Below are 15,349 nucleotides of genomic sequence, written 5' to 3'. Positions count from 1 at the left end.
AGTATGTGTCCTCGTCAGAGGTGATGTGTGGCCACGGTCCGCCAGCAGTAATGGGGCCCGTGACGGCGCAATTAGTGGGTATAAGGGCGCAGCAGGCCGAGATCCCGGTTTAACTCGACGCCGAATCCCGGTTTATCAAGCACTGACTTGTGCATACGACCGTTTACCGGCACCGGCTCATTGAGCAGGATGGGGTCGAACTGCGGACGTAGGGTGGAGCAGTCAGGACTGGTCATCAGGAATTCACTGAACGGTGTATTGGTAAAGGTGATCACCGCGTGATGGGAATAGACGGATGATCCGTGCGGAACCACTAGCTGGCCGCGAGATTTGGCGATAGCGGCAATCTCGACCAGTGTGGTCAAACCGCCACACCAGCCGACATCCGGCTGCATGATATCGATGCCGGTTTCCGCCAGTGTACGGAAGGATTGCAGTGTGCCGTGGTGTTCACCGCTGGTGACCATCATTCCTGCCGGCACGCTGCGTTTCAATTCCCGGTAGCCTTCATATTGCTGTGGCGGCAGACACTCTTCGATCCATTTCAGGTTGTAAGGCGCACAAGCGTGGGCGAGTTTGGTGGCGTAGTTGACGTCCTGACTCATCCAGCAATCAAGCATCAGCCAGAAGTCCGGTCCGCATTTTTCGCGGAAATCCGCCACCATGGCCGTGTCTTTGCGGATGCCTTCATCGCCATCGTGCGGTCCCCAGTGCGTGGGCATTTTGCCGCCGATAAAGCCCATTTCTTTGGCGAGGTCGGGACGTGCGCCAGTCGCATAGAAACGGATCTCGTCACGTACTGCGCCACCCAAGAGTTTATACACTGGCAACCCCACGACCTTACCAAACAGATCCCATAGCGCCAAATCAACGCAGGAAATGGTGTTCATCACCAGACCGCCGGAACCGGAGTAGTACATGGTGGCGTTCAGCATCTGATCGTGGATCAGCTTGATGTCGCTGACGCATTTGCCTTCAATGAAGCGGTTTAGGTGTTTTTCGACGATAAAACAGCCCATTTCACCCGCGGTAGACACCGCAAAGCCCGTTTGGCCGTTATCCGCTTCCACTTCCACCACCAACGTACCCAGTACGTTGATCCCGAAAGACTGACGTGACTGTTCATACTGCTTGTATTTGCTCATCGGTGTGGCGATGTGATCGTCGATCCAGTGGTTGCCACCCTGATCGTGGTAATCGGCACCACCGCTGCCTTTTTCTGCGGTGGCTCCACCCAGGGTCCAGGCGCGGATATGTTTGATAGTAGGTAAGGTCATCTTTCATTCTCCACTATTGTAGTTATATATAAGGTTTAGGCTGTTTGGGAATCGAACGGACTTCTCCAACCCAGTAAACGGGAAATATCCCTGGCGCAGGCGAGGGTTTGGCTCGCGAGCAGATCACGGTTGTCGTTATTGATTTGCAACCGTGTTCCTACTGCCGAAATGGCGGCAGTGAGTTCGTTACGACTGTTGAATACCGGTGCGGCGACGCAGCGAACATCCCGATAATCTTCGCCATTGTCATAGCTCCAGCCCTGGCGGCGAATATGGTTGAGTTCGGTGTGTAATTGCTCCGGTGTCGTGATGGTGCTGGGGGTTTTGGCTGTGAAGTCGAGGTTGGCGATAATCTTTTCGCGCTGTTCTTCCGGCTGCCAGGCGAGCAGACATTTGCCGATACCCGAACGCGAGAGCGACAGGCTTTTCCCTTCGTGTGAACGCACGCTGATAGTGGAAGAGGATTCGACTTTCAGAATGTAGTAGGCGTTCCCATTGTCAATGATTCCCAGATGACAAAGCAGGTTGGTCTGCTCCATCAATTGTGTCAGGCGTGCACGGGAGATTTCACGCAGATCGATTTTGCTAAGCGCGTGTTCTGCCAACTCCACCAGTTTTGTCCACAGGCAATAGTTATCGTTGGTATCCACAGAGATGAAGCGATGCCGCTTCAGTTCAGCCAGCAACAGATAGGCGGTGCTTTTCGGGATGGTGAGTTCAGCAATGATCTCTGCGGCTGAAAGTGGACCTCGGCGGGCAATCAGATTCATGATCTCTATCGCGCGGGTCAGCGCCGGAACTTTGCTTGATTCCAACATATTGGACTCCTGTCTTGCTTAGTGGAATCAGTATTGTGGGTTCTCTTCGGGTATTATGTGACGGAGGTCATGTAACCGTAGGTGGTGCGAAAAAACGGGAAAATAGCATTTATAATTGTGAACAACTTCACAGATTTTTTTGTTTTGAGTACAACAGGTTGTACTGACAATTCATATTACGGAGCCGTCTTCATTTTCTGTTGGCGTAACATGGATGGTATTCAGCGTGGTTTTATTCCATTCATGTTCTGTTGCAACGGAAAATAGGTTGTAGAGACAGATAAGCGTCAGCCGAAAGATAAAGAGGAAAAGCGTATGCATGAACAGGATCAGGCATTGATTGAGCAGTTTCTCGATGCCTTATGGCTGGAGCGGAATCTGGCGGAGAATACGCTGGCGTCTTATCGGCTGGATTTGCAGTCGCTGGCCGAGTGGCTGGCGCATCACGACAATCATCTATTGCAGGTTCAATCACTGGATTTACAAGCATTTTTGGCGGAACGGATCGAGGGTGGCTATAAAGCGACCAGTTCGGCTCGTCTGTTGAGTGCCATGCGGCGCCTGTTTCAATATCTTTATCGGGAAAAACAGCGGCTGGACGATCCTAGTGCGGTGCTCTCTTCTCCCAAGTTACCCCAGCGTTTACCAAAAGACTTGTCGGAGGCGCAAGTCGACTCTCTATTGAAGGCACCCAGCGTCGAGCAACCGCTTGAACTGCGGGATAAAGCCATGCTGGAAGTGTTGTACGCCACTGGGTTGCGTGTCTCTGAACTGGTGGGACTGACCATCAGTGATGTCAGCCTGCGTCAGGGGGTGGTGCGCATAGTCGGAAAAGGTAACAAGGAACGGCTGGTACCGCTGGGGGAAGAAGCGGTTTACTGGCTGGAGCAGTACCTGGAATACAGCCGTCCCTGGTTACTGAATGGTCGGACACTGGATATCATGTTTCCCAGTAACCGGAGTCAGAAAATGACACGCCAGACTTTCTGGCATCGTATCAAGCACTATGCGATTCTCGCCTCTATTGATAGTGCGAAACTCTCTCCGCATGTTTTGCGTCATGCCTTTGCGACCCACTTATTGAACCACGGCGCCGATTTGCGGGTTGTACAGATGCTATTGGGTCATAGTGACCTTTCCACCACGCAAATTTATACACATGTCGCGACAGAGCGCCTTAAACAACTGCATAAACAGCATCATCCTCGGGCATGACAGACCATTTACGGATATGATGGCTGACGACGACCTGCCATAACGGATTAGCCCGGCGCATGCGCCTTACCGATAACAGGATTAACGAATGAAAAAGAGTGTATTACTGCTTTCTTTGTTGGCTACCAGCGTAACCGGGCTGGCTCACGCCGATGATGCGGCAATCAAACAGACACTGGCCCGTCTGGGGATGCAGAATGCAGAGATTCAGGACGCTCCGGTCAATGGGATGAAAGCGCTGCTGACCAACGGTGGAGTGTTGTATATCACTGAAGATGGCAAACACCTGCTACAGGGGCCGCTATATGATGTCAGCGGTAAGACACCGGTCAATGTCACTAATCATGCGTTGAAAAATAACATGGAAGCCTTGCAGGATCAGATGATCATCTACAAGGCGGCGCATGAAAAGCACGTCATCACGGTATTCACCGATATCACTTGTGGTTACTGCCGCAAGCTGCATGAGCAGATGAGCGATTACAACGTCTTGGGTATTACCGTGCGCTATCTGGCGTTTCCACGGCAGGGGCCTCACTCGGAGACAGCAAAAGACATGCAGTCCATCTGGTGTGTCGCCGATCGCAAAAAAGCGTTTGATGCCGCGATGAAAGGGGATGATATTTCTCCGGCTACCTGCAAGACCGACATCACTGCGCAGTACCGGCTTGGCGTATTGTTCGGTGTGCGGGGTACGCCGGCTATCGTGATGGACGATGGCACGGTGGTTCCAGGTTACCAGGATCCGAAAGAGATGCTTGCTATGCTGGAAGCGCATAAGGCATCACTGAAGTCAGGTGATTAAGTGGAATTCATTACCCAGCTCCGTCGCCGTCCGGCGGCGGAACATATTGATTTACCCGTTTCTCTGCCGCCTTTGTTACGCCGGCTGTATGCTCAACGTGGGGTTAAGGCGGCACAAGAGCTGGAACGCAGCCTGCGGGGATTATTGGACTACCATTTGCTGGACGGTATTGAACATGCGGTTGATGTGTTACAGCAAGCACTGGCCGACAACCTTTGCATCGTGATCGTCGGCGATTTCGACGCCGACGGTGCCACCAGTACCGCATTGACGTTGTTGGCGCTGCGCAGTATGGGCGGCCGTCATATTCAATATCTGGTGCCAAATCGCTTTGAAGATGGCTACGGCCTGAGTCCGGAGGTGGTGGCGCAGGCGGCGGCAAAAGGCGCGGAATTAATCGTTACCGTGGATAACGGTATCTCTTCCCATGCCGGTGTGGATGATGCCCATCAACGAGGCATTAGCGTACTGGTGACTGACCATCATCTGCCGGGTGAAACTCTGCCTGCCGCCGATGCCATGATTAACCCCAATTTGTCCGGCTGTGCGTTTCCGTCCAAATCGCTGGCGGGCGTCGGTGTGGCGTTTTATCTGATGATGGCGCTACGTGCCAGACTGCGGGAGACTGGCTGGTTCGTGCAACAGGGACTGGCTGAGCCTAATCTGGCAGAGCTGCTGGATTTGGTGGCGCTTGGCACTGTTGCTGATGTGGTACCGCTGGATGCCAATAACCGCATTCTGGTCGCGCAGGGATTAAGCCGTATTCGCGCGGGGAAATGCCGTGCGGGTATCCGCGCTTTGCTGGAAGTCGCTAATCGTGACGCCAGTAAATTGGCCGCCAGTGATCTGGGCTTTGCGCTGGGACCGCGGTTGAATGCGGCGGGAAGGCTGGATGATATGTCCATCGGTGTAGCGTTGCTGCTGAGTGATGACATTGTGCAGGCGCGGATGCTGGCCAATGATTTAGACGTGCTGAATCAGACCCGGCGTGAGATTGAGCAAGGGATGCAGGTGGAAGCGCTGCGTCTGTGTGAGCAGTTGGAAAGCAGCCGTGACGCATTACCCTATGGGCTGGCGATGTACCACCCGGAATGGCATCAGGGTGTGGTCGGTATTCTGGCGTCACGTATCAAAGAGCGCTTTCACCGTCCGGTGATCGCTTTTGCGCCTGCCGGTGACGGTATCCTGAAAGGTTCAGGACGTTCAATTGCCGGGTTGCATCTGCGCGATGCGCTGGAGCGACTGGATACGCTTTATCCCGGTTTGATGCTGAAATTTGGCGGCCATGCGATGGCCGCTGGATTATCGCTGGAGGAAACCCGTTTTGATGAATTCCGGCTGCGTTTCGGTGAGTTGGTGGGCGACTGGCTGGATGCATCGCAGTTAGAAGGTGTGATCTGGTCGGACGGAGAACTGGAATTACCCGATCTGACGCTGACTACCGCGGAAATGTTGCGCGAGGCTGGCCCGTGGGGGCAGGCATTTCCGGAACCGACATTTGATGGACGCTTTCGTCTGTTGCAGCAAAAACTGGTGGGAGAACGTCATCTGAAGGTTATGGTGGAACCGCTGAACGGCGGGCCGCTGCTGGATGGTATCGCCTTTAACATCGACACGTTGTTGTGGCCAGATATCAGCGTACGGCAGGTGGAGATGGCTTATAAACTGGATGTTAATGAATACCGCGGCAAACGCTCAGTACAGTTACTGATTGAACATCTGTGGCCATTGTAATGCCGATTCGTGGTGATTATCCTGCTTTTGTCTTTGCTCTGGTCTCGGTATCTTGCCAGCCAGAGCCCGATCACGTCGGATAGCGTCAAAATCTGTACAGATCGCTATAAACCCTGAGCTTAATCCGTTAGAATTGATGGTTTAAATACACTCCGTCATCTACGACTTAACGTAAGATTCTAAAAATCATGTTTGAAATTAATCCGGTAAAAATCCGCATTCAGGACCTGTCTGAAAGAACAGCCGTCCTTAGGGGGTATCTTTGACTACGATGCCAAGAAAGAACGCCTCGAAGAAGTAAACGCCGAGCTGGAACAGCCTGACGTCTGGAATGAACCTGAACGTGCACAGACGCTGGGGAAAGAGCGCTCCTCGCTGGAAGCTATCGTCGAAACTATCGACCAGATGACACAAGGACTGGACGATGTGACTGGCTTGCTGGAGCTGGCGGTGGAAGAGGACGACGAAGACACCTTCAACGAAACCAGCGCCGAACTGGATATTTTGGAAAATAAACTGGGTCAGCTTGAATTCCGCCGCATGTTCTCTGGCGAATATGACAGTGCAGACTGTTATCTTGATATTCAGGCGGGCTCTGGCGGTACAGAAGCCCAGGACTGGGCCAGCATGTTGGTGCGCATGTATTTGCGCTGGGCGGAAGCCAAAGGTTTCAAAACCGAAATCATTGAAGAGTCTGATGGTGAAGTCGCCGGCACCAAGTCTGCCACCATCAAAATCATGGGTGATTACGCGTATGGTTGGCTGCGTACTGAAACCGGCGTACACCGTCTGGTGCGTAAGAGTCCGTTTGATTCCGGCGGTCGTCGTCATACCTCCTTCAGTTCCGCTTTCGTCTACCCTGAAGTGGATGACGATATTGATATCGAAATCAATCCTGCGGACCTGCGTATTGATGTTTACCGTGCTTCCGGGGCGGGTGGTCAGCACGTTAACCGAACCGAGTCTGCGGTACGTATTACCCATCTTCCTACCAACATTGTTACTCAGTGCCAGAATGACCGTTCCCAGCATAAAAACAAAGATCAGGCGATGAAACAGTTGAAAGCCAAGCTGTACGAGTTTGAAATGCAGAAGAAAAATGCTGAGAAACAGGTGATGGAAGACAGTAAGTCAGATATCGGCTGGGGAAGCCAGATTCGATCCTATGTGCTGGATGATTCCCGTATCAAGGATTTACGTACCGGGGTGGAAACGCGAAATACTCAGTCGGTACTGGATGGTGATCTGGATAAATTTATTGAAGCAAGTTTAAAAGCGGGGCTATAAGGAATCCACATGTCTGAACCTCAATCACAGGGTGCCGAGCAGGCGCAGGATCTTAATAACGAACTGAAAGCACGTCGTGAAAAACTGGCAGCGCTGCGTGAAAAAGGCATTGCATTCCCGAATGATTTTCGCCGCGACAGCATCTCTGAACAACTGCACGCCAGTTACGACGATAAAGAAAATGAAGAACTGGAAGCACTGAATCTTGAAGTCACGGTAGCTGGCCGGATGATGACCCGCCGTATCATGGGGAAAGCCTCTTTCGCGACGTTACAGGACGTTGGTGGCCGTATTCAATTGTATGTTTCCCGTGATGATCTGGCGGAAGGCATTTACAACGAACAGTTCAAAAAGTGGGACCTGGGGGATATTCTCGGCGCACGCGGTAAGCTGTTCAAAACCAAAACCGGCGAGCTCTCTATTCACTGTACTGAACTGCGTCTGTTAACCAAAGCGCTGCGTCCGTTGCCGGATAAATTCCACGGTCTGGCGGATCAGGAAACCCGTTATCGTCAGCGTTATCTGGATTTGATCGCTAACGAGGAGTCCCGTCACACTTTCCGCATCCGTTCAAAGGTGATGGCGGCGATCCGCGGCTTTATGGTTGGTAACGGTTTTATGGAAGTGGAAACGCCGATGATGCAGGTTATCCCCGGCGGTGCGGCGGCTCGCCCGTTCGTGACTCATCACAATGCGTTGGATATTGATATGTATCTGCGCATCGCGCCGGAACTGTATCTGAAACGTCTGGTGGTGGGAGGGTTTGAGCGCGTATTTGAAATCAACCGCAACTTCCGTAATGAAGGCGTTTCCCCGCGTCATAACCCTGAGTTCACCATGATGGAGCTTTATATGGCGTATGCCGATTATAAAGACCTGATTGTGTTGACGGAAAGCCTGTTTCGTACGCTGACGCAGGACGTGCTAGGCACGACGACCATACAGTACGGCGATCAGACTTTCGATTTCGGCAAACCGTTTGAAAAGCTGACCATGCGCGAAGCGATTTGCAAATATCGGCCGGAAACCGATGTCGCCGATCTGGATGATTTTGATAAAGCCGCCGCGATTGCTCAATCTTTGGGGATCAAAATCGAGAAAAGCTGGGGCTTAGGCCGCATCGTCACCGAGATCTTTGAAGAAACGGCGGAAAGTAATCTGATTCAACCCACCTTCATTACTGAATATCCGGCAGAAGTTTCTCCGCTGGCACGTCGTAATGATCAGAACCCGGATATTACTGATCGTTTCGAGTTTTTCATCGGTGGTCGTGAAATTGGTAACGGTTTCTCCGAGCTGAATGATGCAGAGGATCAGGCTGCACGTTTCGCCGATCAGGTTCGAGCCAAAGACGCGGGCGATGATGAAGCCATGTTCTATGATGAAGATTATGTCACGGCGCTGGAGCATGGTATGCCGCCGACGGCAGGTCTGGGTATCGGTATCGACCGTATGGTAATGCTGTTCACCAATAGCCATACGATACGCGACGTGATCCTGTTCCCGGCCATGCGTCCGCAGAAATAATCACTGCAACTATCGTGATATCAAAACCGGTGCCTTATGCACCGGTTTTTTTGTCACATTCTCTGCTGATTGCTGTACTGGCAGGTTGATTGCTCAAACCGTATGCAGTTGGCTGGGTTTTTGTCTTGCCCGGCAAACAGATAGCGTTATAATGCAGTGCAATTTATTATGCGAGCGTAGTTCAATGGTAGAACGAGAGCTTCCCAAGCTCTATACGAGGGTTCGATTCCCTTCGCTCGCTCCAAAAATAGTCTAATCTCATACTCCTTACCAAATTTTATCCTCAATAAATTTTTTCTTTTGCGTTGCGGTTGTTTCTGCGCCGTGATGTGACTGCGCGTGCACGAACGGACACGGTAAAACGAGGATGGTTGACGCCAGACACGCGTTGGGCCAGTAATGTCTATACTAATGGTATTATGGCGGTAATGAGTACCGATACGAGAGCGACAGAGGAAACGTCAGACATCTAACTGGTGTGGTCAAGGAGTAAACATATCGGGTAATTCTCTTTCTAACGGCGTATTATTAGCCACCCATCTATGGTGAGGAAACCGTGATGTCTTTTTTGGATGGATTAAAACTGTTTAATGAGCGGAAAGTTTCTATCGCGTGTCCTAAATGTGCCTATGTGACTAAACAGACAGCCTCAAAAATCAGTAAGGATGTTACGCTGATTTGCCCTAACTGCGGCACGCTTTTTTTGCCTAAAGATGCGAAACCGTCGTAAATTCTAGAATATAGAACCTATAGGTTTTATTAAAATAATACATTATTAGCGTTGACCTGATTTATTAGAAGGTATGCGATTTATTTATGTGAAAATAAATTATTTATATATTTTTACGATTTTCATGGGCGGGTTATTTTTATCATTATTTTCATGATGGCAATTTTAATTATGAATAAAAATCATCGGTGATTTATTTGAATGGCTATCTGTGATGTTGTGGAATAATGGATAGTGAAATGATTATATTGACCCCTATGTTGAATGCAAAAAAAACAATCCACATTATATGGATTGTTTTTTTATGAAGCTTAGCTGCTCAGAGATATACTTTCATTGCTGTTATAAGCTTCATTGGCGCATACTGGTTACAGTATAACGACATTACCTGCTGACGGTCCTTTCTGGCCATTCTCAATAGAGAATTCCACATTCTGACCTTCATACAGTGTTTTGAAATCATCACTCTGGATAGCGGAGAAATGTACGAATACATCTTTGCTACCATCAGCAGGGCTGATAAAACCAAAACCTTTATCGGCGTTAAACCATTTTACTAAACCAGTCATTTTATTAGACACAGATATTTCCTTTATAATTTTTTCCACAAAATGTGGGTATTATGGCCTGCCTTCGAGATAGCTTATGATGCACTTAGGTGAGACCTATGAAGAAGAGATATCTATGATAGCGCTTGAACTGAGGACTGCTTTACTAAAACTGCTTACATAAGGTCTGACTTGCAAACCGATGGCGCTATTAACACACATCTGATGTTCATTAAGCAAGCTTTATTTTTATAAAGTTCAATAATCCTTAAAAAGCCAGTAGTAAAAAGTCGAAGGGAGGCATAAATACTCAGTGAAATGATTATCGTCATGAATGGTATCGTTATGATTTGTAGCATGATATTTATCATAGATCGTTGTCTTGGATCCTTCCTCAACAAATAGTGGGTATAAGAGAAATAAAATCTCTCCTGAGATAAATCAAACCGTTTATATCAATGTATTCGTAGCGTTATAAAATAATTGGGTAGAAGTAGGATAGTAATTAAAAGTGGCATTTTTAAAATGTCTATTGGCAGTGGGTTTGTTATGTTGGTATTTATTTGAAACTAACTTTCAATAAGATATCAAGTGCATTATGGTTAGCGGGGTGTTGGAGTTGACGGTGAATATTTCACTCTGATGGAATGTTTTTTGAGGATGAACGTTATGTCTGAATTCAATGTGTATAGCAAAAACTGCCCAGCCCGCTTTGTACTGGATCGTTTATCTAACAAGTGGGCGTTATTGATTTTGGATCGCTTAGCAGATGAACCGGTACGATTTAACCAACTGCGACGGGATGTCGAAGGAATATCTCAGAAGGTGTTGTCACAGACACTGAAAAATCTGGAACGTGATGGTCTGATTCACCGGCAGGCTTTCGCCACGGTACCGGTGACAGTGGAATATTCCATTACCTCGTTGGGGCAAACATTAGTTAAAACCATTAACGAATTAACACATTGGGCCGAAAACAATATCGAGGTGATAATGCAGTCTCAGCAGCGTTACGATGAAGCTAATGTCACCGCGTCACTTGATTAACAGGAGTCAACCCGTGGTGTTTTACACCTTGCTCAATGGGCATGTAGAATGTGCGCACTGTTTCCCTGTTAATTTGATTTCATTATCAGACAGTCAAAAACACTGATAATCAATAATTGAATTAAAATTTGTCTTTCAAGCGCGGTACTAAGGGCGAGAGCGTGATTAAGGCTTGTCAGTTGTCGCTTCAGGATTAGCTCTTGTCGGACCCGAGCAATTTCGTCATTGGATGTAATAGCATGAAAATACTGGTTACAGGCGGGGCCGGTTTTATTGGTTCCTCGGTAGTTCGTCATATCATTAAAAATACGGCGAATGCTGTTGTTAACGTTGATAAGCTTACCTATGCGGGAAATCTGGAGTCTCTGACCGATATCGAAAACCATGAACGGTATACGTTCGAGCAGGTCGATATTTGCGATCGGCCCAGAATGGATCACGTTTTCCAGGTACACCAGCCAGACGTTGTCATGCATCTGGCTGCAGAATCGCATGTTGATCGCTCAATTGATGGCCCGGCTGCCTTTATTGAAACGAATATCGTGGGAACTTATACCCTGCTGGAGTCTGCTCGTACTTACTGGAATACATTAGGTACGGAGAAAAAATCCGGATTTCGTTTCCATCATATCTCTACCGATGAAGTCTATGGTGACCTGGACAGTGCTGACGGGCTTTTCACTGAGTCGACATCTTATTCTCCAAGCAGCCCTTATTCTGCTTCCAAGGCGTCAAGTGATCACCTGGTTCGGGCATGGTATCGGACTTATGGTTTGCCGACCATTATCACCAACTGCTCGAATAACTATGGCCCCTACCATTTTCCGGAAAAGCTCATACCACTAATGATTCTTAATGCGCTTGAAGGGAAACCGTTACCTGTCTATGGCGATGGAATGCAGATTCGTGACTGGCTATTTGTTGAGGATCATGCCAGAGCCCTTTATAAGGTCGTTTCCGAAGGGAAAGTCGGGGAGACGTACAATATTGGCGGTCATAACGAAAAAACCAATATTGGTGTGGTGAAAACAATATGTTCACTATTGGAAGAGTTGGTTCCCAATAAGCCCCAGGGCGTGAAGGCGTATCAGGATCTGATTATCTATGTTAAAGATCGGCCCGGTCACGATGTTCGTTATGCTATTGATGCCGGAAAAATTGCACGGGATCTTGGCTGGGTACCGGAAGAAACCTTTGAGTCCGGGATTCGCAAAACAGTAGAGTGGTATTTGAATAATCAGAGCTGGTGGAGCCGTGTCCTTGATGGTTCTTATAGCCGTGAACGGTTAGGCGCGGGGGATAAATAATGAAAGGTATTATTCTGGCCGGTGGTTCCGGCACTCGTCTTTATCCCATTACTCGCGGCGTATCAAAGCAGTTGTTGCCTATCTACAATAAGCCGATGATCTATTATCCGCTTTCGACACTGATGCTAGCAGATATCAGAGATGTGCTTATTATCACCACCCCTGAGGACAGTGATAGTTTCCGCCGCCTGCTTGGGGATGGCAGCAGTTTTGGCATCCATATCGAATATGCTATTCAGCCCAGTCCAGATGGTTTGGCCCAGGCATTTATTATTGGCGAAAAGTTCATTGGGCAAGACAGATGCTGTCTGGTGTTAGGGGATAACATTTTCTACGGACAATCATTCAGTAAAATGCTGAAAAGTGCCGCTGAGAAAGTGTTCGGTGCCACGATATTTGGTTATCAGGTAAGAGATCCTGAACGTTTTGGCGTAGTTGAATTTGATACCGAAATGAAAGCCATCTCAATAGAAGAAAAACCAGCTAAACCCAAATCACACTATGCTGTCACCGGTCTCTATTTTTACGATAAACGAGTTATTGAGTTTGCCAGGCGAGTAAAACCCTCTCACAGAGGAGAGCTGGAGATTACGTCAATTAATCAGATGTATCTCGATGATGGCTCATTGAACGTAGAGATTTTTGGTCGCGGATTTGCCTGGTTGGATACGGGAACGCATGAGAGTTTGCATGATGCGTCTTCTTTCGTACAAACCATTGAGAATGTTCAAGGGCTAAAAGTAGCTTGTCTGGAAGAAATTGCCTGGCGAAATGGTTGGTTATCTAATCAAGAGTTGATGTCGCTTGCTGAGCCTATGTTGAAGAATGAGTACGGTAAATATCTTATGGCTCTGCTTAAATAACCGAACGATTTCAGGATTGGAAATCATGAAAGTATTAATTACAGGTAGTGGTGGTCAGGTAGGACATTGTCTGGTCTCTCAATTGGCCGGTAAGGCCGAATTGTTGGCCGTAGATCGGAATGAACTGAACATCACTGATAAAGTAGCGGTGGCTCGTGCTATTACGCAATTCAAGCCTGACTACATTATCAATGCGGCGGCACATACTGCTGTAGATAAAGCCGAAGATGAAATAGATCTCTCTTATGCAATAAACCGTGATGGGCCAGCCTATCTTGCCGACGCAGCAAAAAAAATCGGTGCGGTGTTGCTGCATATCTCGACCGACTATGTCTATGATGGTGACAGTGAATCTGTTTATGATGAGACAATGCCCTGCAATCCGCAGAGCGTATATGGCAAAAGTAAACTTGCCGGAGAACTTGCGGTGGCAGCAGCAACCGATAAGTTTTTAATTATGAGAACTGCCTGGGTATTTGGTGAGCATGGCAATAATTTTGTCAAAACGATGCTGCGCTTAGGGGCAACTCGCGAGGTACTGAGTATTGTTGGTGATCAGTTTGGTGGCCCAACTTATGCGGGCGACATCGCGGGTGCTTTGATCAAAATGGTGGACTACCTGGAAACAGGTAAAATTCCGGAATGGGGAATTTACCATTTCTCTGGTATGCCTCATGTAAGCTGGTTTGATTTTGCTAAAGCCATTTTTGTTCATGCAGCGGAAAAATCCGTCCTGCAGACGATCCCTGTTCTAACATCAATTCCCACTTCGGCTTATCCAACCCGGGCGAAACGGCCGGTAAACTCTCGTTTGAATTGCCAGAAGATCAATGCACAATTTGGTATCGAACCGAGTAACTGGCAACTGGCACTAAATAATATTCATGCATATAAATAATAGATTATGAACGTTATCAATACTGAAATTCCTGATGTAAAAATTATTGAACCCGTTGTATTTGGTGATGAACGTGGTTTTTTTATGGAAACCTGGCAGCAAAAAAAATTCGAGGATATGGTGGTAAAACGCCCTTGCAATTTTGTTCAGGACAATCATTCAAAATCGAGACAAGGCATTTTACGCGGTCTTCATTATCAGACTGAGAATGCTCAAGGTAAGTTGGTGCGTGTTATTTCTGGTGAGGTTTACGATGTTGCCGTTGATATACGTAAATCGTCATCCACGTTTGGTCAATGGACCGGTGTTTACCTTTCTGCTGAAAACAAGCGTCAACTTTGGATTCCTGAAGGATTTGCGCATGGTTTTTATGTGACCAGTCATGAAGCCGAATTCGTTTATAAATGTACTGATTATTATAATCCCAATGCTGAGCAGTCCATTTTATGGAATGACCCTGATCTTGGTATTGAATGGCCGTTGACAGGCATTCCTGTTTTATCCGAAAAAGATAAAAAAGGTATATATTTCAATAGTATTTGTGGTGTTGGAGCCAAATTGTTTTGAGTGCTGATTTAGGCACGTTAATTGCGATCGTTGTCGTTGCTTCACAAAAAACGGATACGGGTGATTGGTCACTAACATCTGTTCACGGTATTCATGTAACGGCCACATTTGTTAGCACACTATGGGCTGAGGGATTTCCACAAAATTTACATCAATGAGCTAGTATTATACTTCGAGCAGTGCTGATAGGGTGGGCTAAATACCTGTCAGCCCCTTCGTCTTAATACTTGTGGTGAAATGTCTGGCTTAAATGGGAGCACTATAATTATATTATTGGTGATTACAACCAACACCATCCTTGCCAATACCACGATGGGTTCATATCCAATGAATCGGAAAGATTCTGAAAATGACTAAAAAGCCATGGCCAATTTTTATTGACTACTTCAATGCTCCTAAATCGGTGCCCAGAATGACACTGCAGTTATATAAGGGAATAACGAAACATTGTCTTGAAGTGGCTTCGTCCCTTTGGGATACGTCTGAAAAAACTCCTTCTATGCTGTCGAACTTGCCCGTAGGACGACTATGCGCCATGATTTCATTCTTGTTCTGCGTTACGTTTCATTGTGAATACCATCTCCATGGAATAGATACTGACAAAGCAAATGGTAATGATGGCATCAGCGTATAATCGATAGAATTTTTAGGTAGTCAATATCATGCCCGGACACGTTGATTCGGTCTGATGGCGCGATGATACCCTGGAGGAAATGTAAGAAAGAT

14 protein-coding genes and 1 tRNA gene are annotated in these 15,349 nt (G+C 47.8%); 12 read left to right on the top strand and 3 right to left on the bottom strand.

What is annotated here, in order from left to right:
• Positions 1–71: 71 nt before the first annotated feature.
• Positions 72–1,277 carry an L-rhamnonate dehydratase gene (gene rhmD / locus CWC46_RS21735; protein WP_021014438.1) on the bottom strand — a complete coding sequence of 402 codons (1,206 nt, stop codon included), beginning with the start codon at positions 1,275–1,277 and terminating at the stop codon, positions 72–74.
• A gap of 35 nt (positions 1,278–1,312) precedes the next feature.
• Complete coding sequence (locus tag CWC46_RS21730; RefSeq protein WP_021014439.1) at positions 1,313–2,095, bottom strand: IclR family transcriptional regulator; 783 nt, start codon at positions 2,093–2,095, stop codon at positions 1,313–1,315.
• Between the two features lie 315 nt (positions 2,096–2,410).
• On the opposite strand from CWC46_RS21730, the gene xerD reads away from it, so the two are divergent.
• The 7 genes from xerD (at position 2,411) to CWC46_RS23430 (ending at position 9,393) form a co-directional block, all read left to right on the top strand.
• Positions 2,411–3,310, top strand: coding sequence for a site-specific tyrosine recombinase XerD (gene xerD, locus CWC46_RS21725; RefSeq protein WP_021014440.1), 900 nt, complete (start codon positions 2,411–2,413; stop codon positions 3,308–3,310).
• 88 nt (positions 3,311–3,398) lie between these two features.
• The gene (gene dsbC, locus CWC46_RS21720; protein WP_021014441.1) at positions 3,399–4,115 is read left to right on the top strand and encodes a bifunctional protein-disulfide isomerase/oxidoreductase DsbC; all 717 of its coding nucleotides are present in this window, start codon (positions 3,399–3,401) and stop codon (positions 4,113–4,115) included.
• Positions 4,116–5,849, top strand: coding sequence for a single-stranded-DNA-specific exonuclease RecJ (gene recJ / locus CWC46_RS21715; RefSeq protein WP_021014442.1), 1,734 nt, complete (start codon positions 4,116–4,118; stop codon positions 5,847–5,849). It abuts the gene before it with no gap.
• A 188-nt stretch (positions 5,850–6,037) separates the two neighbouring features.
• Positions 6,038–7,136, top strand: a protein-coding gene (gene prfB / locus CWC46_RS21710; RefSeq protein ID WP_101377527.1) for a peptide chain release factor 2 whose coding sequence is annotated in 2 segments (ribosomal slippage) — positions 6,038–6,112 and positions 6,114–7,136 — 1,098 coding nt in all. Because the reading frame shifts where the segments join, the coding sequence is not laid out codon by codon here.
• Positions 7,137–7,145: 9 nt separating this feature from the next.
• Positions 7,146–8,663 (top strand): lysine--tRNA ligase, encoded by a 1,518-nt coding sequence (gene lysS, locus CWC46_RS21705; protein WP_021014444.1) that lies wholly within the window; start codon positions 7,146–7,148, stop codon positions 8,661–8,663.
• 170 nt (positions 8,664–8,833) lie between these two features.
• A tRNA-Gly gene (locus tag CWC46_RS21700) sits at positions 8,834–8,907 on the top strand.
• A gap of 315 nt (positions 8,908–9,222) precedes the next feature.
• On the top strand, positions 9,223–9,393 hold the full coding sequence (locus CWC46_RS23430) for a YnfU family zinc-binding protein (RefSeq protein ID WP_021014445.1): 171 nt from the start codon (positions 9,223–9,225) through the stop codon (positions 9,391–9,393).
• A gap of 368 nt (positions 9,394–9,761) precedes the next feature.
• On the opposite strand, the gene cspE is transcribed toward CWC46_RS23430, so the two are convergent.
• Positions 9,762–9,974: a transcription antiterminator/RNA stability regulator CspE gene (gene cspE, locus CWC46_RS21695; RefSeq protein WP_021014446.1), complete on the bottom strand. Its 213-nt coding sequence runs from the start codon at positions 9,972–9,974 to the stop codon at positions 9,762–9,764.
• Positions 9,975–10,610: 636 nt separating this feature from the next.
• On the opposite strand from cspE, the gene CWC46_RS21690 reads away from it, so the two are divergent.
• From CWC46_RS21690 to rfbC, 5 genes are all read left to right on the top strand, one after another.
• On the top strand, positions 10,611–10,988 hold the full coding sequence (locus CWC46_RS21690; RefSeq protein WP_021014447.1) for a winged helix-turn-helix transcriptional regulator: 378 nt from the start codon (positions 10,611–10,613) through the stop codon (positions 10,986–10,988).
• Between the two features lie 239 nt (positions 10,989–11,227).
• Positions 11,228–12,295 carry a dTDP-glucose 4,6-dehydratase gene (gene rfbB / locus CWC46_RS21685; RefSeq protein WP_021014448.1) on the top strand — a complete coding sequence of 356 codons (1,068 nt, stop codon included), beginning with the start codon at positions 11,228–11,230 and terminating at the stop codon, positions 12,293–12,295.
• Positions 12,295–13,158 (top strand): glucose-1-phosphate thymidylyltransferase RfbA, encoded by an 864-nt coding sequence (rfbA, locus tag CWC46_RS21680; RefSeq protein WP_021014449.1) that lies wholly within the window; start codon positions 12,295–12,297, stop codon positions 13,156–13,158. Before rfbB ends, rfbA begins: the two co-directional genes overlap by 1 nt.
• Before the next feature lie 25 nt (positions 13,159–13,183).
• The gene (gene rfbD / locus CWC46_RS21675) at positions 13,184–14,056 is read left to right on the top strand and encodes a dTDP-4-dehydrorhamnose reductase (protein WP_021014450.1); all 873 of its coding nucleotides are present in this window, start codon (positions 13,184–13,186) and stop codon (positions 14,054–14,056) included.
• A gap of 6 nt (positions 14,057–14,062) precedes the next feature.
• Positions 14,063–14,623 (top strand): dTDP-4-dehydrorhamnose 3,5-epimerase, encoded by a 561-nt coding sequence (rfbC, locus tag CWC46_RS21670; protein WP_021014451.1) that lies wholly within the window; start codon positions 14,063–14,065, stop codon positions 14,621–14,623.
• Positions 14,624–15,349: the final 726 nt, after the last annotated feature.

This window comes from Prodigiosinella confusarubida, from assembly GCF_002847015.1.
Lineage (GTDB): Bacteria > Pseudomonadota > Gammaproteobacteria > Enterobacterales > Enterobacteriaceae > Prodigiosinella > Prodigiosinella aquatilis.
This window is presented reverse-complemented; position numbering and strand designations above follow the sequence as displayed.